This window comes from Mesorhizobium sp. M0491, assembly GCF_040321265.1.
Classification (GTDB): Bacteria; Pseudomonadota; Alphaproteobacteria; order Rhizobiales; family Rhizobiaceae; genus Mesorhizobium.
In genome coordinates, this window is sequence record NZ_JAMYRE010000007.1 from 1 (window position 1) to 19,956 (window position 19,956).

The window sequence follows — 19,956 nt, forward strand, 5'->3', positions numbered from 1 at the left end:
CCCCCCCGCCCCCCCCGCCGGGGGGGCGCGCGGGCACCCCCCCCCCCCCCCCCCCCCCCCCCACAACCACACCACCAACACCCCCGGCCCGCCCGGCTGGCCCGCTCCCTTCCCCCCGGGCCCCCCCCCCCCCCCCCCCACCACTTTAGACCGGCTCCGGCTCCTCGAGAGCCTTCAAACGGGCGAGATTTGTGGCTGACCAGACTTCGACCGCGAACCAGTGGCCGGCAGATGCCGGCCCTTCCGATCTGATCTCTCCAGGCCGCAAGCGGCTCGGCTGGGCGCTGATGGCCGTTGCGACGCTTGGCCTGCTGGCGGTCATCGTGCTGGAAATCCTCTACAAGGGCAGCGCCGATACGATCGGCTTCGAGACCTGGCGCCCCGTCGTCTATGCCTATGTTCTGTGGGGCGTGGCGATCGGCGTCGGCCAGGTGCTGACGCGCGGCGAGGACGGCCAACGTGCCCTGTTCCTGCTGCCGGCGCTGCTGTTCACCATCGCCATGGTGATCTTCCCGACGCTGTTCGGATTCTACATCGCTCTCACCGACTGGAACCTCAGTTCCTTCAGTGGCCGCAAGTTCAACGGGCTCGACAATTTCTGGCAGATGCTGGCCGATCCCTACTACCGCAACGCGCTGTTCAACATGGTGCTCTATGTGCTGGCGGTGGCGGTCGAATATGTCATCGCCTTCGGCCTGGCGCTGCTCCTCAACGCCCAGATCCGGGCGCGAAAATTCTTCCGCGTCGTCTTCCTGATGCCGCTGATGCTGTCGCCGGTCGCCGTGTCGTGGATGATCGGCAAGTCGCTGATGGAATACCGGTTCGGACCGGCCGCAACGCTGGCGCGCCATCTCGGCTGGGAAAATCCGGCCTTCTTCTCCGACCCGATCATCGCGCGCATATCGATCATGATACTGGATGCCTGGACCTTCATTCCGTTCATGATGATCATGCTGCTGGCCGGGCTGCAGGCGATGTCGCGCGAGGTGCTCGAAGCCGCACGCGTCGACGGCGCCAGTGCGTGGCAGACCTTCTGGCAGGTCACTTTTCCGCTGATGCTGCCGGTGTCGGTGACGGCGGTGATCCTGCGCATCATCTTCAAGCTGAAGCTTGCCGACATCATCATCACGGTGACGTCGGGCGGCCCGGGCGGCGCCACCGATTCCGTGTCGAGCTTCATCTACCGCGAATATCGCGACCGTTCGAATGTCGGCTACGGAACCATGCTGGCGATGGCCTATCTGGTGATCATCGTCGTGTTCGTCACGTGGCTGTTGAAATTCGCCAATCGTTTTGTCCGAAATGTGAATTGAGCTGAGATGAGCGTTCAGACCACCGAATATGTCGCCTCAGAGATCCGCTCGCCGGCGAGCTTCCTCGCCAGCCGCGTCTTCATCTATGGGGCGCTGGCCTTCTGGGCGTTCATCTGCCTGTTCCCGATCTACTGGACGATCACGACCTCGTTCAAGACCGCGGTCGACGTCACCCAGGGCCATCTCATCCCCTTCGTCGACTTCCAGCCGGACTGGAAGGGCTGGCGCTCGCTCGGTCTGTCGCCGGACTCGATCTTCCAGACCTCGACGGTGCGCGAGGAGTTCCTCAAGCGCTTCATGAATTCGGTGATTACCTCGGTCGGCGCGTCGAGCCTCGCCATCGTCATCGGCAGCCTCGCCGCCTACGGGCTCACCCGCTATCGCTATCATTTCGCCTGGTTCAGGAACGAGGACATCTCGTTCTTCTTCCTGTCGCAGCTGATCCTGCCGCCGGTGGTGCTCGCACTGCCCTTCCTGGTGCTCTACCGCGAGGTCGGCCTGCTCGACACGCGCGTCGGGCTGATCCTGCTCTACACGCTGATGGTGCTGCCGATCGTCATCTGGATCATGCGCGACCAGTTCAACTCGATCCCGGTCGAGCTCGAGGAAGCAGCGCTTGTCGACGGGCTGTCGATCTGGGGCGCCTTCTTCCGCATCGTCATGCCGATCGCGCTGCCGGGCATGGTCGCCGCCTTCATCCTGGCGATGGTGCTGTGCTGGAACGAGTATTTCTTCGCCGCCCTTTTGACCTCGACCGACGCCAAGACCATCCCGGTCATGGTGGCAAGCCAGACCGGCTCGCAAGGCATCAACTGGTGGTCGATGGCGGCGCTCGCCACGGCGGCCATCGCGCCGCTCGCCGTCATCGGCATCGCGTTGGAGCGCTATCTGATCATGGGCATGACCGCGGGTGCGGTGAAGTAGGGCGAGTGGCGCCAGGCTCCATCACTTCGTCATCCTAGGGCGGAGCAAGGAGCGAAGCGACGCGGCGCAGACCCTAGGATCCATGCCGTGACATCGGCGCTCCGCCACGGTGAAGAAACTTTTGACGCGAGGAAAGGCCGCTGCGAACCGCTTCTATCCTGCGCCGCAGCGTTCGTTGGCTGCGGTCACGGCATGGATCCTAGGGTCTCCGCGACGTCGCTTCGCTCCTGCTTCGCCCTAGGATGACGAACTACCAAAGCCGCCCGACAATCTCGTAGCTAGCTCCTCAGAATCATCCGCAGGTGATCGAGGATCATAGCCACACCCTTCTGCCCAAGCTCAGCCGAAGCGTCCTTGGCGCTCGCCGTATACCAGCTCTTGTTGTCGTCGAAGTGACCGGCGTCCACCGCCTCCGGGCATAGCGCCAGCATCAGCGATGTCTCGCCGATGCCGGCATGGTCGAACGGGTACTTGCCGTTCATGTCAGCCGGCATCAGCGGATGAACCTGTACCCAGTTGAAGAAATTTTCACCCGCGGCGTGCCCGGAATAGTAGTCGGCCATCGCCTGCGACCCCCACCAGCCCTCGCCGCGTTCCTTTTCGAGAAAGCGGAAGATCGCCTGGCGACCGGCGGTCTTGAACGCCAGATCGGTCGGCATGCCGGCGGCGAAATTCTCGGTCTGGTGGTGGATGATGGCGTGGATGTTGCGAAAGCCGATGCGCAGCAGGCTGTAGAACAGCTCCTCGCCGAACGGCGCCAGCGCATTGCCGCCGACCTGCACCGAGCCGCTGCCTTCCGGCGGCGCCACCGCATAGCTTGCCGCGCCGTAGTAGAAGGATGGCAGGATGACGACGTCCTTCTCCTTTTCGAACAGTTCCAGCGTCTTGACGACGGCCAGCGTGTCCATGCCGACGGCCATGTGCTCGCCATGGTATTCGAGCACGCCAAGCGGCAGAGCGACCGGCCAATTCTCGGCGATCGCCCTGCGGATCTGGTGTGGCAGCATCAGTTCGTAGCGCATGATCTATTCCATGTTGGTGTGGCGGGCGCGCATTGCTTCAGGCGACGCGCCAATCAATTCCCTGAGCTTCAGCACCATCACCTCGAACAGCAGGAACAGTGCGCCTTCGAACACCGAGCCCATCGGCAGGACCGATGTTTTTTGCGCCCCCTGATCGTTGGCCATGGTCTGCGCGGGAATGAGCAGGGTGAAGTCGGCAAGCCTTGCCGCGCTGGCTTCGGCCTGGGCGGTCAACAGGAGATTGGTTGCACCTGCTTGGCGCGCGACCTGCATCAAGGTCAGCACGGTCGAGGTCTCTCCCGGCCCGGAACTGACCAGGAAGACATCGCCCTGCCCCAGCGGCGGTGTGTTCATGTCGGCGACCACGGAAACCGGTAGGCCCAAATGGTAGAGCCGCATGGCAAAACCCTTGACCTGCAAGGCCTCGCGGCCGCAGCCATAGACGACGATCTGTCGCGCGCCGGCCAGCATTTTGCAGGCGGCGTCGATCCGGCTTTCGTCGATGCGTGCCAGCACGCCGCCGAGCTCCTCAAGCGCGGTCTCGAACAGGCTTTTGCTCTTGTTGCTCACCGCAAACCTGCCATTGAAAATTACCCTGGGATTTGCCGCTCTTGCTGCTACGAACAGCTTGATTTCGTTCATGCTAGCAACCGCGAAAATGCGTGTCCAACGCGCAGCGATGCTTTTGCCGGACCACAGGCATGATAGTGTCATGTCAGACAAATCAAACGAGGCAAACGGCAGCATATGAAGACACGGCATTTCGACCGCATCGGCAATGGCGGCATCAGTTTCACCGAGCTCGGCTTCGGCACGGCGCCGCTCGGCAACCTCTACCGTGCCGTCTCCGACGAGGACGCCAACGCCACGCTGGAGGCCGCCTGGGCGACCGGCTGCCGCTACTACGACACCGCGCCGCTCTATGGGCTCGGCCTCTCGGAAACGCGGCTCAACCCGTTCCTGCGCGGCAAGAAGCGCGACGACTATGTGCTGTCGAGCAAGGTCGGCCGCATCATGCGTGCCTGCCCGCCCGAAGAGCGCACCGGCATCGGCAAATTCTTCGACACGCCGTCGCGCCGCGAGGTGTACGACTACAGCTATGACGGTGTCATGCGCTCATTCGAAGCCTCGCTTGAGCGCCTCGGCGTCGACCGGATCGACATCCTCTTCGTGCACGATGTCGACATCTTCACCCATGGCAGCAAGGAAGCCTCCGACCGGCGCCTCGAAGAGTTCATGCGCTCGGGCTATTACGGCTTGCTGTCGCTGCGCGACCAGGGCGTGATCAAGGCGTTCGGTGGCGGCATCAATGAGTGGCAGGTCGCGCAGACGCTGGCCGAGCGCGGCGACTTCGACCTGTTCCTGCTGGCCGGTCGCTATACGCTCTTGGAACAGGAGGCGCTGACGTCCTTCCTGCCGCTCTGCCAGGCACGCGGCATCGGCATCGTTCTCGGCGGCCCCTACAACTCCGGCATCCTGGCGACCGGACCGAAGCCCGGCGCCTACTACAACTACTCCGAAGCGCCGAAGGACATCCTCGACCGCGTCGCCGGCATCGAGAGCGTCTGCAAGCGCCATGGCGTGCGGCTGATCGAGGCCGCCCTGCAATTCCCGCTACTGCACCCTTCGGTCGTCTCAGTGGTCCCCGGTGGCCAGCGGCCGAGCGAAGTCGAGAGCAATCGCTCGCTGCTCGATGCGAAACTGCCCGCAGCCCTTTGGGCCGATCTCAAGAAGGAAGGCCTTATGCGCCCTGAAGCGCCGACCGCATAAGCCGGCCGCCGTCGCGTCAGCGTCTGGCACAAAAATGAAAAGCCGGGCAAGCCCGGCTTTTCTGGTCGTGTGTACGTGCGTAGGCCACGAAAATGAAAAGCCGGGCAAGCCCGGCTTTTCTGGTCTCTGAAAAGAAAAAGGCGCTTAGTTGACTGCGTCCTTGAGGCCTTTGCCGGCCGAGAACTTCGGCACGGTACGCGCCGGGATCTTCACTTCGGCGCCGGTCTGAGGATTGCGGCCGGTCGAGGCGGCACGCTTTGACACGGTGAAATTGCCAAAGCCGACAAGCCGGACATCGCCGCCCTTCTTCAGTTCGCCGGTGATGGTGGAAAATACCGCATCGACCGCCGACTGCGCGTCACCCTTCGAAATGCTCGCGGCGTCGGCGACAGCGGACACCAGTTCGTTCTTGTTCATAAAAATTCCCTTCCATGAGAACACCGGAACTATCGACTCATCCGGCAGGAAACGGACTGTAGAAAGAAGCGTTGCCGCAACCAAGCCGAAAAGGCAGGAAAAAAACGGAAAAAGCCCGGAAATGCTGGGTTTTTCACATGAAAAAGCCGGGCGCTAGGCCCGGCTCTCCGTTTGTGCGCTGCAACCTTGACGAAAACCAATGCATGGCCCTGAAAACCGTAGCCGGTTTTCGGCAGGGGCCATGCACAAGTCTGAGCGTTAGAGCGTCCTTTGTGCGTCCAGATGGACGCCCGGAGCTCTAATGCGCCAGGGATTTTCCAGCGTCGTCGGCACTGTCTGTCGCGGCCGGCGGATTGACCGGTTCGACCCATTCGATCGGCTCCGGCATACGCACCAGCGCGTGCCGCAACACCTCGCCGACACGTGAGACCGGAATGATCTCCATGCCGTTCTTCACATTGTCCGGAATCTCCGCCAGATCCTTGGCATTGTCTTCCGGGATCAGCACCTTCTTGATGCCGCCGCGCAGTGCGGCGAGCAGCTTCTCCTTGAGCCCGCCGATCGGCAAGATGCGGCCGCGAAGCGTTATCTCGCCGGTCATCGCCACATCCGCCCGGACCGGAATACCCGTCAGTACCGACACAATGGCTGTCGCCATGGCAGCACCTGCCGACGGGCCGTCCTTCGGCGTGGCGCCTTCCGGCAAGTGCACGTGGATGTCGCGCTTGTCGAACAGCGGCGGCTCGATGCCGAAATCGACGGCGCGCGAGCGGACATAGGAGGCCGCCGCCGAAATCGATTCCTTCATCACGTCGCGCAGGTTGCCGGTCACCGTCATGCGGCCTTTGCCGGGCATCATGACGCCTTCGACCGTCAGCAGTTCGCCGCCGACTTCCGTCCAGGCAAGACCTGTGACGACACCGACCTGATCGTCAGCCTCGACCTGGCCGAAGCGGTAGCGCTGCACACCAAGGTAATCGGAGAGGTTCTCCGCCGTGATGCTCACCGTCTTCTTCTTCGTCTTCAGGATTTCGGTCACCGCCTTGCGCCCGAGCTTCATCAGCTCGCGCTCCAGGCTCCTGACGCCCGCTTCACGGGTGTAGGTCTGGACGATGGCGCGGATCGCGTCCTCACCGACGGAAAACTCCTTCGGCTGCAGCGCATGATCGCGGATCACCTTCGGCATCAGGTGCCGCTTGGCGATCTCGATCTTCTCGTCCTCGGTGTAGCCGGCAATACGGATGATCTCCATGCGGTCCATCAAGGGCGCCGGGATGTTCAGCGTGTTCGCCGTCGTCACGAACATGACGCTCGACAGATCGTATTCGACCTCGAGGTAATGGTCCATGAACGTCGAGTTCTGTTCCGGATCGAGGACCTCGAGCAACGCCGATGACGGATCGCCACGGAAGTCCTGGCCCATCTTGTCGATCTCGTCGAGCAGGAAGAGCGGGTTGGACTTCTTGGCCTTCTTCATCGACTGGATGACCTTGCCGGGCATCGAGCCGATATAGGTGCGCCGGTGGCCACGGATCTCGGCCTCGTCACGCACGCCGCCAAGCGCCATGCGGATGAATTCGCGACCGGTCGCCTTGGCGATCGACTTGCCGAGCGAGGTCTTGCCGACGCCGGGAGGGCCGACGAGGCACAGGATCGGCCCCTTCAGCTTCTTCTGGCGGCTTTGCACGGCGAGATACTCGACAATGCGCTCCTTGACCTTGTCGAGGCCGAAATGATCGGTGTCGAGCACGTTCTGCGCAAAAGCCAAGTCCTGCTTGACCTTGGAGTTCTTGCCCCACGGAATCGACAGGATCCAGTCGAGATAGTTGCGCACGACGGTCGATTCAGCCGACATCGGCGACATCGTCCGGAGCTTCTTCAACTCGGCTTCCGCCTTTTCGCGGGCCTCCTTGGAGAGCTTGGTCTTCTTGATGCGCGCCTCGATCTCGGCGGCCTCGTCGCGGCCGTCCTCACCTTCGCCGAGTTCCTTCTGGATCGCCTTCATCTGCTCGTTGAGGTAGTATTCGCGCTGCGTCTTCTCCATCTGGCGCTTGACGCGCGAGCGGATGCGCTTCTCCACCTGCAGGACGGAGATTTCGGCTTCCATGAAGCCCATAGCCTTTTCCAGCCGCTCCTTGACCGAGAGCGTGGCCAGCATTTCCTGCTTCTCAGGGATCTTGATGGCGAGATGCGAGGCAACCGTGTCGGCGAGCTTGGAATAGTCGTCGATCTGGCTGGCAGCACCCACCACTTCGGGCGAGATCTTCTTGTTCAGCTTGACGTAGTTCTCGAAGTCGGTGACGACCGAACGCGCCAGCGCCTCAACCTCGACCTCTTCCTCTTCCGGCTCGACCAGCGCCGCGGCGCGGGCCTCGTGGAAGTCGGGACGGTCGGTGAACGAGACGATTTTCGCACGCGAAGCGCCTTCGACCAGAACCTTGACGGTGCCGTCGGGCAGCTTGAGCAATTGCAGCACATTGGCGAGCGTGCCGATGTCGAAGATGGCATCGGGCTCGGGATCGTCGTCGGCGGCATTCATCTGGGTGGCAAGCAGGATCTGCTTTTCCTGACCCATCACCTCTTCCAGCGCCTTGATCGACTTCTCACGCCCGACGAAGAGCGGCACGATCATGTGCGGGAACACCACGATGTCGCGCAGTGGGAGAACTGCGAAGACGCCGTCGCTGGGTGCCTTGGATACTTTGGCCATTGTCCAACCTTTCATGTCGCGGCTGCCAATCAGCCAACCGCGAATCTTATATTAACGACCGGGGATCGTTCCGCCTACCACCGTTTGTGACGGGAGTTTTACAGCACAGAAATCGGGCACCTCGGCCTTCTCCAGTTAGTTGGATGCACGACCCCCAAAGATCAAGGGGCGCGTCCAAATCCGCACTTCCAACCCGTCCGCGAGTGACACATTTGCGACGCCAAGCCGTACGCCGCGCAAAACCCCTGCGCGACAGCAAAACGGCGCCTTGCGGCGCCGTTCCAGAATTTCGCTGCGGGCTCATGTCAGGCGCTGACATTGCCCTTCTTTTCCTTCTGCTCGGAGTAGATGTAGAGCGGCCGGGCACTGCCGGTCACCACCTCCTCCGAAATCACCACTTCGCGCACGCCTTCGAGCGCGGGAAGCTCGAACATCGTGTCGAGCAGGATCGCCTCCATGATCGAACGCAGGCCGCGCGCGCCGGTCTTGCGCTCGATGGCGCGCTTGGCGATCGCCGAAAGAGCGTTCTCGTGGAAGGTCAGGTCGACATTCTCCATCTCGAACAGCCGCTGATACTGCTTGACCAGCGCGTTCTTCGGCTCGGTCAGGATCTGGATCAGCGCCGGTTCGTCGAGGTCTTCCAGCGTCGCCAGAACCGGCAGACGGCCGACAAATTCGGGGATAAGACCGAACTTCAACAGATCCTCGGGCTCGACCAGGCGGAAGACATCGCCAGTGCGGCGATCCTCCGGCGAAGCGACGACCGCGCCGAAGCCGATCGAGGTCTTCCGGCCGCGATCCGAGATGATCTTGTCCAGCCCGGCGAAGGCGCCGCCGCAGATGAACAGGATGTTGGCCGTATCGACCTGCAGAAACTCCTGCTGCGGGTGCTTCCTGCCGCCTTGCGGCGGCACCGAGGCGACGGTGCCTTCCATGATCTTCAGAAGCGCCTGCTGCACGCCCTCGCCCGACACGTCGCGGGTGATCGAGGGATTGTCCGACTTGCGCGAAATCTTGTCGATCTCGTCGATGTAGACGATGCCGCGCTGGGCCCGCTCGACATTGTAGTCGGCCGATTGCAACAGCTTCAGGATGATGTTCTCGACGTCCTCGCCGACATAGCCGGCTTCGGTCAGCGTCGTCGCATCAGCCATGGTGAAGGGCACGTCGATGATGCGGGCCAGCGTCTGCGCGAGCAGCGTCTTGCCGCAACCGGTCGGGCCGATCAAAAGGATGTTGGACTTTGCCAGTTCGACATCGTTGTTCTTGCCGGCATGCGCGAGGCGCTTGTAGTGGTTGTGGACCGCCACCGACAGCACGCGCTTGGCATAGGGCTGACCGATGACATAATCGTCGAGAACCTTGAGGATCTCCTGCGGTGTCGGCACGCCTTCGCGCGACTTCACCATCGAGGTCTTGTTCTCCTCACGGATGATGTCCATGCAGAGTTCGACGCACTCGTCGCAGATGAAGACCGTCGGACCGGCGATCAGCTTGCGCACTTCGTGCTGGCTTTTGCCGCAAAACGAGCAGTAAAGCGTGTTCTTGGAATCGCCGCTGTTGTTGCCGACCTTGCTCATTTTCATGTCCTTTCATGGCCGCCCGCCGATGGTCTGGCTGAAAGGGCGCATACTCTATCTATCGCGGGAATCCGCCGCCGCCAGTGTGTTCCGGCTCCCGCAACGCATTCCGTACGAAACACAAATCAGAAAACGTGGCAATGATTCGCGACAACCCCGCATAAAGCTAAGCCGCCGAAACTCAACATAGCCTTAACGTAGGCAATCCTGTCCCCCGAGGGAACAGCCAATTGTGGCCGAAATGCCGCAAGACACACCAAAAGCGCGTGATGCCGCCATCCAACTGCCAATAAGCCCTTATGCCACAGCGCCTTCAGGCGGCTCGCGCGACGAAATGACCTTGTCGATGAGGCCGAAATCCCTGGCTTCGTCAGCGGTCATGAAATGGTCGCGGTCGAGCGTCTTCTCGATCTCTTCGTAGCTCTTGCCGGTGTGCTTGACGTAGACCTCGTTGAGGCGACGCTTCAGCTTGATGATATCCAGGGCATGGCGCTCGATGTCGGACGCCTGGCCCTGGAAGCCGCCGGAAGGCTGGTGAACCATGATGCGGGCGTTCGGCGTGGCAAAGCGCATATCCTTGTGGCCGGCGGTCAACAGCAGCGAACCCATCGAAGCCGCCTGGCCGATGCAGAGCGTCGACACGGCCGGCTTGATGAACTGCATGGTGTCGTAGATCGCCATGCCGGAGGTGACGACGCCGCCCGGCGAATTGATGTAGAGGTTGATTTCCTTCTTCGGATTCTCGGCTTCGAGGAACAAAAGCTGCGCGCAGACCAGCGTCGCCATGCCGTCCTCGACCGGACCGGTGATGAAAATGATGCGCTCCTTGAGGAGACGCGAGAAAATGTCGTAGGCCCGCTCGCCGCGATTGGTCTGTTCGACCACCATCGGAACGAGGTTCATGTAGGTTTCGACGGGGTTCTTCATCAGTTGTCTCTTATCTCGCGGTGGGATTCCGGCGCCGGGAATGCTGGCGGATCGGGCAGAATCGGTTCTGGATCGTTATTCCGTAAATAGGATGCCGGCTCATCCTTGTGCAAGGCCGACCCCTCCTAGCCATCTGGGTAAGTCGAATCAAGCTTTCTGACCAAGGATTCGCGGCGGCGGATGCTTCCGCGGGTCCGGAGCCGCATGGCCGGCCGCGCAAGGTAGCAGTTTCTTAACCGCGTCACTTAACGAAATGCGCCGAAACCGCTTTTCTCCGAAACGGCTTCCTCTACAATTCAACGTTGAACTTATGCGTAGAGTTCAACAGGGGGAGTGTCATGCCCGGGAAAACCGCATGCTTCACCATCGCCGGGCTGACCATGCTCGGCACGATTTCGCAGACGGCGGCCGGCGGCCGCGCCGTCGAATGTTATGAACCGGTCCGCAGTCCGGCCGTCTACGACACGGTCTATGAAGACGTGATGATCAGTCCGCCCGGCCAGCAGGTCGACTATATCGCCCCTATCTATGGCACGCGCGAGCGCGTCGTGATGACCGTTCCGGCGCAAGTGACCTACCAGATCGTGCCGGCCGTCACCCGCACCGTCTACCGCACGGTCCGGGTCGATGGCGGCGGCTACTCCTGGGAATGGCGCGTCATCCATGGCCGCAAGGTGCTGTGCAAGGTATGGCACAAGGCGCGCTACGAACGTGTTGCCAAAACCGTGGTGATCCAGCCCGAACGCACGCGGCGCGTGGTCATCCCCGCACAGTACGACAGGATCGCCCAGGAGGTGCTGGTGCAGCCCGAGCAAAGGCGCGTCATCGATGTTCCCGCCTCCTACCAGACCATCGCGCGCCGCGTGCTGGTTCGCGAAGGTTCATCGGGCTGGCGGCGGGTGCATATTCCCAGGCATTGCCAGGATTAGCGAGCATAGCGTAACCTGCGTCGCAGCGGATCTCCGTAGGGCTGAGGGCATGCGCGACCTGGAAATTTCCAATCAGGAATTGTCAGACCTTGCCGAAGAAGCCTTGGCGCTTGCCAAAGGTTACTGGGCCTCCCTCGAGGAACGTCGGACGTATCCCACGACCAGCGGCAAACAGACGACCGAACTGTTCTCGCGGCCTTGGCAGGAGAGCGGCCGCGGACGGGAAGTCTTGCAGGATTTCAAGTCGATCGCGGAGCATGTGCGGCCTTCAACCGGCAGATTCTTCGGTTATGTCGTCGGCTCCGGCGAACCGGTCGGCGCGCTGGGGGAGCTGCTGGCTGCGGTGCTCAATCAGAATGTGACGTCGTGGCGGTCGGCTCCGGCTGCGACATCGATCGAACGCGCCGTGATCGGGTGGTTGGCGGAGGCTGTCGGTTGCCCCGGATTTACAGGCAGCCTGTGCGGCGGCGGCTCGACGGCGAACCTCATGGCCCTGGCGATGGCGCGGGAAGCGAAGCTACCAGCCAACGAAACAGGCGTGCGGCCCTGCGTGATCTATGCTTCCGAGCAAGTGCACATGTCCATTCCAAAGGCCGTCGCGCTGTTGGGGATCGGTAGAAAAAATCTCCGTTTGATCCCTGTCGACGACAAATTCAGGATGCGGACGGATGCCCTCCAGGCGGCTATCACCGTCGACCGCGAGGCCGGAAACATGCCCATCGCCATCGTGGCCACGGTCGGCACCATCATCTCCGGTGCGATCGATCCCCTTCCCGAGATTGCAGACATCGCCCGGAGGGAGGCGCTGTGGATGCACGTCGACGGTGCCTACGGAGGGCTGGCGGCTCTTGCGGCGCCGGAAAAGTTCCAAGGGTTGTCTTCGGCGGATTCGCTGTCACTGGATGCGCACAAATGGCTCTATCAGCCACTCGATTGCGGCTGCCTGCTCTATCGTCACCCGGACATTGCGCGAAAGACTTTTTCGCACAGCGACGACTACGTCAGGATACTGAGCGATGACCCTACGGAAGCATTTGCGTTCTTTGAGGAGTCGATCGAACTCTCTCGACGCTTCCGTGCGCTGAAGCTCTGGATGTCGCTGCAGTATCACGGACGCCGTGCCTATCGCGAAGCCATCGCCCGCGATCTCAACCATGCCCAGATGTTGGCGCAGGCAATCGCGTCGCAGCCGGAGTTGGAACAGCTTGCACCCGTATCGCTAAGCGCAGTCTGTTTCCGCCACCGCTCAAAGAACAATGAAGCGATCCTGCGCCGCGTGATCGCGCGCGGCCGGGTGTATCTGTCGAATGCGACGATCAACGGCCATTTCGCGCTGCGCGCGTGTTTCGTCAATCACCGAACGACCCCAGATGACGTGCAGGCGATTGTGTCCGAAGTCATTGCCGCCGCAGACGAAATCAATCGCTGAGTGAGTCTTCAACCTGGCGGCGTTCAGGCCACTTCCGCCCGCAGCCATGTCTTCAGGCCGGCGATGTCGCCGTCGCCCACCGCGGCCGCAACGCGCCGGCCGACCGCAGCGCCGAATTTGTAGCCATGGCCGGAGCAGGCCGAGACGATCAGGCATTTTCCTCGCTCGTGAGCGAAGAACTTCTCATCTTCGGTGAAGGTGTAGGCGCAGGTGACCACCTCGGTCACCCTGTATTCCTCGATGCGCGCGATCGGCGGCGAAAACAGGTTGCGGATCGCCTCGCCCTCGCCCGCCACCGGCTGACGGTTCCAATCGGCGTCGCTGGTCGGCACCCTGTGCAGCCCGGACCCGAATTTCATGCCGGCGCCGCCGGAGGGCGGGATCACATAGCCGTCGATCGCGCCGCCGACATCGAGGACAACCGGTGCCACCCGCCAGGCGGCCTTGAGGTCGGCCGGCGGTTCGACATAGGCGAGTGCGGTTCGATAGGTCTTCAGCTCGCCGTCCAGTTCCGGAAACAGTTTCAGCACCCAGGCGCCGGCGGCGACAACGATACGGTCGGCCTGCATCGTCTCGCCGCTTTCGAGCACGATGTGGCCGGCTTCGGCGTCGACTTCGATGACCTTGCTGTTTTCGTAGACATTGGCGCCGTTGGCGCGCAGCCAGTTTGCCATGCCGGAGGCTATCTTGCGGCAATGCAGGGCGCCGCCTTCGGTCGAGAAATAGGCGTAGCGAAACGAGCCGGCTTCGAGAAACGGCCAGCGTTTCACTGCTGCATCGGGCTCCAGCAATTCGAACGGAAAATTGCCTTCTTCCAGGCCCTCGCGATATTCCTCGGCCTCGTCGCCCGGTTCGCGCGAAACGCAGACAAATCCGCGCGCATCAAGATGGCTTTCGCCGAGATCGGCCCACATCTCGTCCCAGGCCTGGTAGGCTTCGGTGATCAGCCGGCCATAGCCGGTCCCCGCGCGGTAAGCGCGGCGGATGATGCGATGATGGTCGCCCGACGCGGCCATCGGGTTTGGGATCGGCCCTTGCTCGACGATCGAAACGCTGTGGCCGGCCTTGACCAGCGACCACGCCGTGGAGAGACCGGCAATGCCCGCGCCGACAACGATCACATTCATCAAATCAGACTTTCCGCAGCCGGTCGGCTGGCTCAACGTATTCGATTGCGGGCGCCAACATACGGTCTGGAACCAGGCTGGCAAGCCGCGCTATTGGTCTGGCATGAGCAAATTGACGCCACCCGCCCTGGTCTTTGATCCAGCCACTCGACGCCTGCGGCTCGACCCGCACGAGCCGGCCTTTTTTCAAAACCCTTATGATGCCTATGCTTTCCTGCATGGCGTATCGAATGCATTCTTCTGGGAAGAATTCGGCTTCTGGTGCTTTGGCGGCTTCGACGACGTCAACCGGCTGCTGCGCGACCGCCGCTTCGGCCGCCAGAACCCGGCCGGCATTCCAGACAGCCGCGGCATTGGACAGGACCGCAGCCATCTCAGGGCCTTCGACAGGCTCGAAGCCAATTCGATGCTGGAACTGGAGCCGCCGGTGCACACGCGTCTGAGAACACTGGTCAACCGCGCCTTCGTCTCGCGCCAGGTCGAAAGGCTGCGGCCGCGTGTCGAGGCCTTGGCCAACGACCTGATCGACCGTTTCGAACCAGGCAAGACGGTCGACCTGTTGCCTGCTTTCGCGGCGCCCTTGCCGATCACCATCATTGCCGAAATGCTCGGCGTGCCGGTCGAAATGGGGCCGCAACTGCTCGACTGGTCGCACCAGATGGTTGCCATGTATATGCATGGCCGCACCCGCGAAATCGAAGAGACGGCCAACCGCGCCGCGCGCGAATTTGCGGATTTCCTCCGTGGCTACGTCACCGAACGACGCAGGAATCCCGGCGACGACCTTTTGTCGCTGCTGATCTCGGCGCAGGAGGATGGCCAAAAGCTGTCGGAGGACGAGATGGTGTCCTCGGCGATCCTGCTGCTCAATGCCGGCCATGAAGCGACCGTGCACCAGACCGGCAATGCCGTCCGCTCGATCCTTGCGCAAGGGGGCGATGTCAGCCGCTTCTTCGGCTCGCCCGAGACGACCGCGGCAACGGTCGAGGAATGCCTGCGGTTCGACGCGCCGCTGCACATGTTCACGCGCTACGCCTATCAGGAGATCGAAGTCTCGCCCGGCATCGTCGTGCAGCCGGGGCAGACGATCGGGCTGCTGCTTGGCATGGCCAATCATGACCCGCGCGCCTTCGCCGATCCCCTCGCTTTCCGGCCCGACCGTGCCGACCAGAAGAACGTCTCCTTCGGCGCCGGTATCCATTTCTGCATCGGCGCGCCGCTCGCCCGGCTCGAATTGCAGGTGTCGCTGAAAACCTTGTTCGAACGGCATCCGAAGCTGCATCTTGCCGAAAGCCCAAGCTTCCGCGACACTTACCACTTCCATGGGCTGGAAACGCTCGCCGTCGGCTTTTGACGATCGCGAACCTGGGGCTGCCTCAGCCAGTTTCCGGCAAAATAGGACGGCGACGCTTTGCCTGACATGACCGAGTTGAAATTCGCCTTCCTGGAAGAGCCGCCATTCTGCTTCACCGGCGCACCGGGCGAGGTCTCAGGCTGTGACGTCGAGCTTGCGCGCAGGCTCGGTGACATGCTCGGATTGGCGAGCTTTAAGCCGATCGAAACCGAATTCGCTGAGCTGCTGCCTGGGTTGGTCGAGGGCCGTTGGACCATGACGACCGGCCTGTTCTTCTCCGAAGAGCGCAGGCAGCTTGTCGACTTCACACGGCCGATATGGGCGTTGCAGGACGGGTTGCTGGTCGCGGTGGACAATCCGTGCGGCTTTCGCGGCTACCAATCCATTGCCGAGGACGGAACAGCGTTGATTGGTGTCATAAACGATCAGGTTCAGCACCTTACGGCGCTGCACAACGGAATTGCGCCTGGGCAGATCAGGATGTTTGCAACGCAGGCGGATGCGGCGGACGCAGTGGCCAACGGCGTCGTGCACGCCGATGCCAGCGTCGCCATGGCGCATCGAGGCTATCTGACCCGGCGGCCCGAAATGCGGCTTGGACTTGTCGAGGTTCCCTCGATTGAAAAGCAGCCGTCGGCCGGTGCCTTCGCGATCGCCAAAGGCAATTCAGCCCTGCTCCGGCGCATCGATGCTTGCCTCGATGAATTGGTGGGCAGCGACTGGCACCGACAGATGATGGCGCGATACGGATTCTCGGACAGCGATATCGATCGCATCGTTTGATCCGCACATCTGTTGTTGTTCGACCATGATCTTTACCCGAAAACCGGCCTCCACTTTTCGGGATCATGGTCTACAGCTTGATCACATATTCCTTGCGAGTCGTTTCAAGCACTTCCCAGCTGCCTTTGAAGCCGGGCCTCAGCACGAAGCTGTCGCCGGCCCGAACGGTGCGCGCTTGCCCACCGTCCTCCGCGATCACCGAAACGCCGGACAGGATGTGGCAAAACTCCCACTCGTCATAGACGATGCGCCATTTGCCCGGGGTCGATTCCCAGATGCCGGCGTAGAGGCCGCCGTCGCGCTCCTCGACATTCCAGGTGCGGAATTTGGGATCGCCCGAGATCAGCCGGTCCGGCGCCGGCGCGCCAGATTCAGGCTCGACGGCGTCAGTCGCTATTGTCAGGTAATGCGCGGACAAGAACTTGCCTCCATGAAAGAGCCGGCTTCGCGTCGGCTCACCCCCACCCCGGCGCTGCGCGCCGACCCTCCCCACAAGGAGGAGGGTAAAAAAGATCAGACCTTGGCAAGCGCCTGTTCGAGGTCGGCGACGATGTCGTTGACGTCCTCGATGCCGATCGAAAGCCGCACCGTGTCCGGTCCTGCGCCGGCCTTGACCTTCTGCTCGTCGGAAAGCTGGCGGTGCGTGGTCGAGGCCGGGTGGATGACCAGCGACTTGGTGTCGCCGACATTGGCCAGGTGCGAGAACAGTTCGAGCGCCTCGACGAATTTGACGCCGGCGTCATAGCCGCCCTTGAGAGCGAAGGTGAACACGGCGCCGGCGCCAAGTGGTGAGTATTTCTTCTGCAGGGCGTTGTTCTTGTCGCTGGGCAGGCCGGGATAGTTCACCGAGGCAACCTTGGGGTGGTTGGACAGCCAGGCAGCAACCGTCACGGCGTTGTCGCAGTGGCGCTGCATGCGCAGCGGCAAGGTTTCCAGGCCGGTCAGGATGAGGAAGGCATTGAACGGCGAGATCGCCGGGCCGAGATCGCGCAGGCCGAGCACACGCGCGGCAATGGCGAAAGCGAAATTGCCGAAGGTTTCGTGCAGGACGAGGCCGCCATATTCGGGGCGCGGTTCCGACAGCATCGGATATTTGCCCGACTTCGACCAATCGAAGGTGCCGCCATCGACGATGGCGCCGCCGATCGAATTGCCGTGACCGCCGATGAATTTGGTCAGCGAATGGACGACGATGTCGGCACCATGCTCGATCGGCCGGATCAGGTAGGGCGAGGCCAGCGTGTTGTCGACGATCAACGGCAGGCCGTGCTTGCGTGCGATGTCGCCGATCTTCTCGATATCGACGAAGGTGCCGCCCGGATTGGCCAGGCTCTCGATGAAGAGAGCCTTGGTCCTGTCGTCGATCTGGCTTTCGAAGGTCGAGATGTCGTTGGTGTCGGCCCAGCGCACCTCCCAGCCGTAATTCTTGAAGGCATGGCCGAACTGGTTGATCGAACCGCCATAGAGCTTGTTGGCGGCAACAAAATTGTCGCCAGGCTGCATCAGATTGTGGAACACGATCACCTGCGCGGCATGGCCGGAGGCGACCGCAAGAGCCGCCGTGCCGCCTTCGAGGGCCGCCATGCGCTCTTCCAGCACCGCCTGGGTGGGGTTCATGATGCGGGTATAGATGTTGCCGAAAGCCTTCAGTCCGAACAGTGAGGCGGCATGGTCGGCATCGTCGAAGACGAAGGAGGTCGTCTGGTAGATCGGCGTGGCGCGAGCGCCGGTCGCCGGGTCGGGCTTGGCGCCGGCATGGACGGCGAGCGTGTTGAAACCTGGCGTGCGGGTCACTGAAAACCTCCCTGAAAAACCTTCTGAAATTCGCCGGGCATTCTTGGCGAAGCCCGGCCTCGAATGCAAAGAAGAAAATACCCTTCCGTGCAGGACCTTCTATCAAGCGGCAGGAAAATACGGCGTTTGCCGGAATAATTTTGCGCTTTCGCCCCTCGCCTATTTCTGGCGGACGCCAAAACTCTGGAAGCCAGAGCGCATCAGCGGCTTCTTCGACGACAGCACGCCGGAATTGACGCCGGTCCAGCCGATCTCGCCGGACAGCTTGCCATATTCGATTTTGGGGCAGCGGTTCATCACCACCTTGATGCCCGCGGCCTCGGCGCGCGCGGCTGCCTCGTCATGGCGCACGCCAAGCTGCATCCAGATGACTTTCGGCAGGGGATCGAGCCGCAACACCTCGTCGACGATGCCGGGCACTGCCGCCGGCGCGCGAAAAATGTCGACCATGTCGACCGGCTCCGGAATATCGGCGAGCCTGGCATAGGTCATCCGACCGAGTATCTCCTTGCCGGCCTGGCCGGGATTGATCGGGAACACCGAAAAGCCCTTGGCCAGCAGATATTTCAGCACGAAATAGCTTGGCCGCACATCATTGGCGGACGCGCCGACCATGGCGACGGTCTTCACCGAATTGAGGATGCCGGCGATGTAGGTGTTGTCGTAACTATCGTGGATCATGCCTCGTCCTCATACAACGCCTCGTCGAGAAAGCCATCCGGGTCATTGCTAAAATCGCGCAGCATGCGGAAGTGGTCCGTGTCGCGAAAGTCGGCGGGTTCCAGCCCGAACCGGCTGATGCGGAACAGCCGCGCGCCGGGACAGGCCATCAGCAGCGGCGAATGCGTCGCCATGATCACTTGCGCGGTGCCCGACTGGTCCATGCGCCGCAGCATCTTGAGCAGTTCGATCTGGCGCGTCGGGGACAGTGCGCTCTCGGGTTCATCGAGGATGTAGATGCCTTGCCTGCGGCAGCGCTCCTCGAAAAATCGGATAAAGCCCTCGCCATGCGACCAGGACAGGAAGTCCGGCGGCGCCCCGCCAGACTCCAGCGCTGCCTGATCGAGATAGCGGGCCACGGAGTAGAAGGATTCGGCACGAAAGAACCAGCCGGCGGTGACTTTCGGCAGCCAGTGACCGCGGAATGTGTTGGCCAATGCAGCACCACTCTTGTCGATGGCGCTGGAATGGTCCACCGGCCGATAGCCCTTGCCGCCGCCGACCTCATCATAGCCGGCCAACGCGCCGATCGCCTCGAGCAGCGTCGATTTGCCGGTGCCGTTCTCGCCGACAATGATGGTGATCGGCGTGGTGAATTCGAGCTCGAACTCATGGCCGCGAAACAGCGGCAGGTTCCAGGGATATTTTTCCCAATCCTCGACCCGCGCGGGATCAAGCAGGATACGCTTGAGGTAGGGAGCTTTGAGCCGCGTCAGCTGCTTGCGATGGGCCATCAGCCGGGGAGCGAAATCGTGCCGTCTTCCGCGATCGGAAAGGCCGGATTGTGCGCCACTTCCCAGACATGCCCGTCGGCGTCGGCGAAGTAGCCGTACCAGCCGCCCCAAAAGGCCCGGCCGGCCGGCTTGACGATGCGGCCGCCGGCTTTTTGCGCCCTGGCGAGCACGTCGTCGACTTCGGCGTCGGAGCGGGTGTTGTAGGCGAGGTAGACCGCCGATGGCGCCGCGGCCAAGGCAATGCCGGAATCCTCTTCTGCGCTGGCACGTGGGAACAGGCCAAGAATGACGCCGCCCATCTGGAAGAAGGCGACACCGTCGGTGATACCGGCATGCCGCTTCAAGCCCATCGCCTCGTAGAAGCGCACCGCACGGTCGAGATCGTCGGTAGCAATGGTGATGATGGAGATGCGCGGTTCCATG

At 62.1% G+C, this 19,956-nt stretch carries 19 protein-coding genes; 7 read left to right on the forward strand and 12 right to left on the reverse strand.

Annotated features, from left to right (window positions below; translation table 11 throughout):
* The first annotated feature begins 191 nt into the window (after nt 1-191).
* On the forward strand, nt 192-1,313 hold the full coding sequence (locus NKI69_RS10400) for a carbohydrate ABC transporter permease (RefSeq protein ID WP_023810292.1): 1,122 nt from the start codon (nt 192-194) through the stop codon (nt 1,311-1,313).
* A 6-nt stretch (nt 1,314-1,319) separates the two neighbouring features.
* Nucleotides 1,320-2,237, forward strand: coding sequence for a carbohydrate ABC transporter permease (locus NKI69_RS10405; RefSeq protein ID WP_023810291.1), 918 nt, complete (start codon nt 1,320-1,322; stop codon nt 2,235-2,237).
* Between the two features lie 278 nt (nt 2,238-2,515).
* On the opposite strand, the gene NKI69_RS10410 is transcribed toward NKI69_RS10405, so the two are convergent.
* A complete protein-coding gene (locus NKI69_RS10410) occupies nt 2,516-3,259 on the reverse strand; it encodes a creatininase family protein (protein WP_023810290.1) in 744 nt (247 codons plus the stop codon).
* Nucleotides 3,260-3,262: 3 nt separating this feature from the next.
* Entirely contained in the window at nt 3,263-3,901 is a 639-nt protein-coding gene (locus tag NKI69_RS10415) for an SIS domain-containing protein (RefSeq protein ID WP_502900170.1), read from the reverse strand.
* Between the two features lie 105 nt (nt 3,902-4,006).
* Between NKI69_RS10415 and NKI69_RS10420 the strand changes: the two genes are divergently transcribed.
* A complete protein-coding gene (locus NKI69_RS10420; protein ID WP_023810288.1) occupies nt 4,007-5,029 on the forward strand; it encodes an aldo/keto reductase in 1,023 nt (340 codons plus the stop codon).
* 144 nt (nt 5,030-5,173) lie between these two features.
* On the opposite strand, the gene hupB is transcribed toward NKI69_RS10420, so the two are convergent.
* The 4 genes from hupB to NKI69_RS10440 all read right to left on the reverse strand — a co-directional run bounded on the left by hupB (nt 5,174) and on the right by NKI69_RS10440 (nt 10,663).
* On the reverse strand, nt 5,174-5,446 hold the full coding sequence (gene hupB, locus NKI69_RS10425) for a DNA-binding protein HupB (RefSeq protein ID WP_023810287.1): 273 nt from the start codon (nt 5,444-5,446) through the stop codon (nt 5,174-5,176).
* A gap of 298 nt (nt 5,447-5,744) precedes the next feature.
* On the reverse strand, nt 5,745-8,156 hold the full coding sequence (gene lon / locus NKI69_RS10430; RefSeq protein WP_023810286.1) for an endopeptidase La: 2,412 nt from the start codon (nt 8,154-8,156) through the stop codon (nt 5,745-5,747).
* Between the two features lie 305 nt (nt 8,157-8,461).
* Complete coding sequence (gene clpX, locus NKI69_RS10435) at nt 8,462-9,736, reverse strand: ATP-dependent Clp protease ATP-binding subunit ClpX (RefSeq protein ID WP_013532190.1); 1,275 nt, start codon at nt 9,734-9,736, stop codon at nt 8,462-8,464.
* A gap of 297 nt (nt 9,737-10,033) precedes the next feature.
* The gene (locus NKI69_RS10440; RefSeq protein ID WP_023810285.1) at nt 10,034-10,663 is read right to left on the reverse strand and encodes an ATP-dependent Clp protease proteolytic subunit; all 630 of its coding nucleotides are present in this window, start codon (nt 10,661-10,663) and stop codon (nt 10,034-10,036) included.
* A 338-nt stretch (nt 10,664-11,001) separates the two neighbouring features.
* Between NKI69_RS10440 and NKI69_RS10445 the strand changes: the two genes are divergently transcribed.
* Nucleotides 11,002-11,592 (forward strand): hypothetical protein, encoded by a 591-nt coding sequence (locus tag NKI69_RS10445; RefSeq protein ID WP_023810284.1) that lies wholly within the window; start codon nt 11,002-11,004, stop codon nt 11,590-11,592.
* 49 nt (nt 11,593-11,641) lie between these two features.
* Nucleotides 11,642-13,021, forward strand: coding sequence for a pyridoxal phosphate-dependent decarboxylase family protein (locus NKI69_RS10450; RefSeq protein ID WP_023810283.1), 1,380 nt, complete (start codon nt 11,642-11,644; stop codon nt 13,019-13,021).
* 23 nt (nt 13,022-13,044) lie between these two features.
* Here the strand turns inward: NKI69_RS10450 and NKI69_RS10455 are convergent, their stop codons facing one another.
* Nucleotides 13,045-14,148 (reverse strand): NAD(P)/FAD-dependent oxidoreductase, encoded by a 1,104-nt coding sequence (locus tag NKI69_RS10455; RefSeq protein ID WP_128305447.1) that lies wholly within the window; start codon nt 14,146-14,148, stop codon nt 13,045-13,047.
* A 103-nt stretch (nt 14,149-14,251) separates the two neighbouring features.
* Between NKI69_RS10455 and NKI69_RS10460 the strand changes: the two genes are divergently transcribed.
* Both NKI69_RS10460 and NKI69_RS10465 read left to right on the forward strand, forming a co-directional pair.
* Complete coding sequence (locus NKI69_RS10460; protein WP_023810282.1) at nt 14,252-15,502, forward strand: cytochrome P450; 1,251 nt, start codon at nt 14,252-14,254, stop codon at nt 15,500-15,502.
* 66 nt (nt 15,503-15,568) lie between these two features.
* Entirely contained in the window at nt 15,569-16,285 is a 717-nt protein-coding gene (locus NKI69_RS10465; protein ID WP_031212921.1) for a transporter substrate-binding domain-containing protein, read from the forward strand.
* A 70-nt stretch (nt 16,286-16,355) separates the two neighbouring features.
* On the opposite strand, the gene NKI69_RS10470 is transcribed toward NKI69_RS10465, so the two are convergent.
* From NKI69_RS10470 to NKI69_RS10490, 5 genes are all read right to left on the reverse strand, one after another.
* A complete protein-coding gene (locus tag NKI69_RS10470; RefSeq protein WP_023810280.1) occupies nt 16,356-16,703 on the reverse strand; it encodes a cupin domain-containing protein in 348 nt (115 codons plus the stop codon).
* A 95-nt stretch (nt 16,704-16,798) separates the two neighbouring features.
* Complete coding sequence (locus NKI69_RS10475) at nt 16,799-18,079, reverse strand: O-acetylhomoserine aminocarboxypropyltransferase (RefSeq protein WP_023810279.1); 1,281 nt, start codon at nt 18,077-18,079, stop codon at nt 16,799-16,801.
* A gap of 159 nt (nt 18,080-18,238) precedes the next feature.
* Nucleotides 18,239-18,760: a CoA-binding protein gene (locus NKI69_RS10480; RefSeq protein ID WP_023810278.1), complete on the reverse strand. Its 522-nt coding sequence runs from the start codon at nt 18,758-18,760 to the stop codon at nt 18,239-18,241.
* A complete protein-coding gene (locus NKI69_RS10485; RefSeq protein WP_023810277.1) occupies nt 18,757-19,533 on the reverse strand; it encodes an AAA family ATPase in 777 nt (258 codons plus the stop codon). Before NKI69_RS10485 ends, NKI69_RS10480 begins: the two co-directional genes overlap by 4 nt.
* Nucleotides 19,533-19,955 (reverse strand): VOC family protein, encoded by a 423-nt coding sequence (locus NKI69_RS10490; protein ID WP_352721202.1) that lies wholly within the window; start codon nt 19,953-19,955, stop codon nt 19,533-19,535. The genes NKI69_RS10485 and NKI69_RS10490 overlap by 1 nt, the downstream gene beginning before the upstream one ends.
* Nucleotide 19,956 lies beyond the last annotated feature (1 nt).

Coding starts and splice junctions, on each gene's coding strand:
- NKI69_RS10455 (WP_128305447.1), bottom strand. CDS start 14,148: ATGAATGTGATCGTTGTCGGCGCGGGCATTGCCGGTCTCTCCACGGCG.
- NKI69_RS10405 (WP_023810291.1), top strand. CDS start 1,320: ATGAGCGTTCAGACCACCGAATATGTCGCCTCAGAGATCCGCTCGCCG.
- NKI69_RS10440 (WP_023810285.1), bottom strand. CDS start 10,663: ATGAAGAACCCCGTCGAAACCTACATGAACCTCGTTCCGATGGTGGTC.
- NKI69_RS10490 (WP_352721202.1), bottom strand. CDS start 19,955: ATGGAACCGCGCATCTCCATCATCACCATTGCTACCGACGATCTCGAC.
- NKI69_RS10415 (WP_502900170.1), bottom strand. CDS start 3,901: ATGAACGAAATCAAGCTGTTCGTAGCAGCAAGAGCGGCAAATCCCAGG.
- NKI69_RS10485 (WP_023810277.1), bottom strand. CDS start 19,533: ATGGCCCATCGCAAGCAGCTGACGCGGCTCAAAGCTCCCTACCTCAAG.
- hupB (WP_023810287.1), bottom strand. CDS start 5,446: ATGAACAAGAACGAACTGGTGTCCGCTGTCGCCGACGCCGCGAGCATT.
- lon (WP_023810286.1), bottom strand. CDS start 8,156: ATGGCCAAAGTATCCAAGGCACCCAGCGACGGCGTCTTCGCAGTTCTC.
- NKI69_RS10465 (WP_031212921.1), top strand. CDS start 15,569: ATGACCGAGTTGAAATTCGCCTTCCTGGAAGAGCCGCCATTCTGCTTC.
- NKI69_RS10480 (WP_023810278.1), bottom strand. CDS start 18,760: ATGATCCACGATAGTTACGACAACACCTACATCGCCGGCATCCTCAAT.
- NKI69_RS10420 (WP_023810288.1), top strand. CDS start 4,007: ATGAAGACACGGCATTTCGACCGCATCGGCAATGGCGGCATCAGTTTC.
- NKI69_RS10445 (WP_023810284.1), top strand. CDS start 11,002: ATGCCCGGGAAAACCGCATGCTTCACCATCGCCGGGCTGACCATGCTC.
- NKI69_RS10460 (WP_023810282.1), top strand. CDS start 14,252: ATGAGCAAATTGACGCCACCCGCCCTGGTCTTTGATCCAGCCACTCGA.
- NKI69_RS10410 (WP_023810290.1), bottom strand. CDS start 3,259: ATGCGCTACGAACTGATGCTGCCACACCAGATCCGCAGGGCGATCGCC.
- NKI69_RS10450 (WP_023810283.1), top strand. CDS start 11,642: ATGCGCGACCTGGAAATTTCCAATCAGGAATTGTCAGACCTTGCCGAA.
- clpX (WP_013532190.1), bottom strand. CDS start 9,736: ATGAGCAAGGTCGGCAACAACAGCGGCGATTCCAAGAACACGCTTTAC.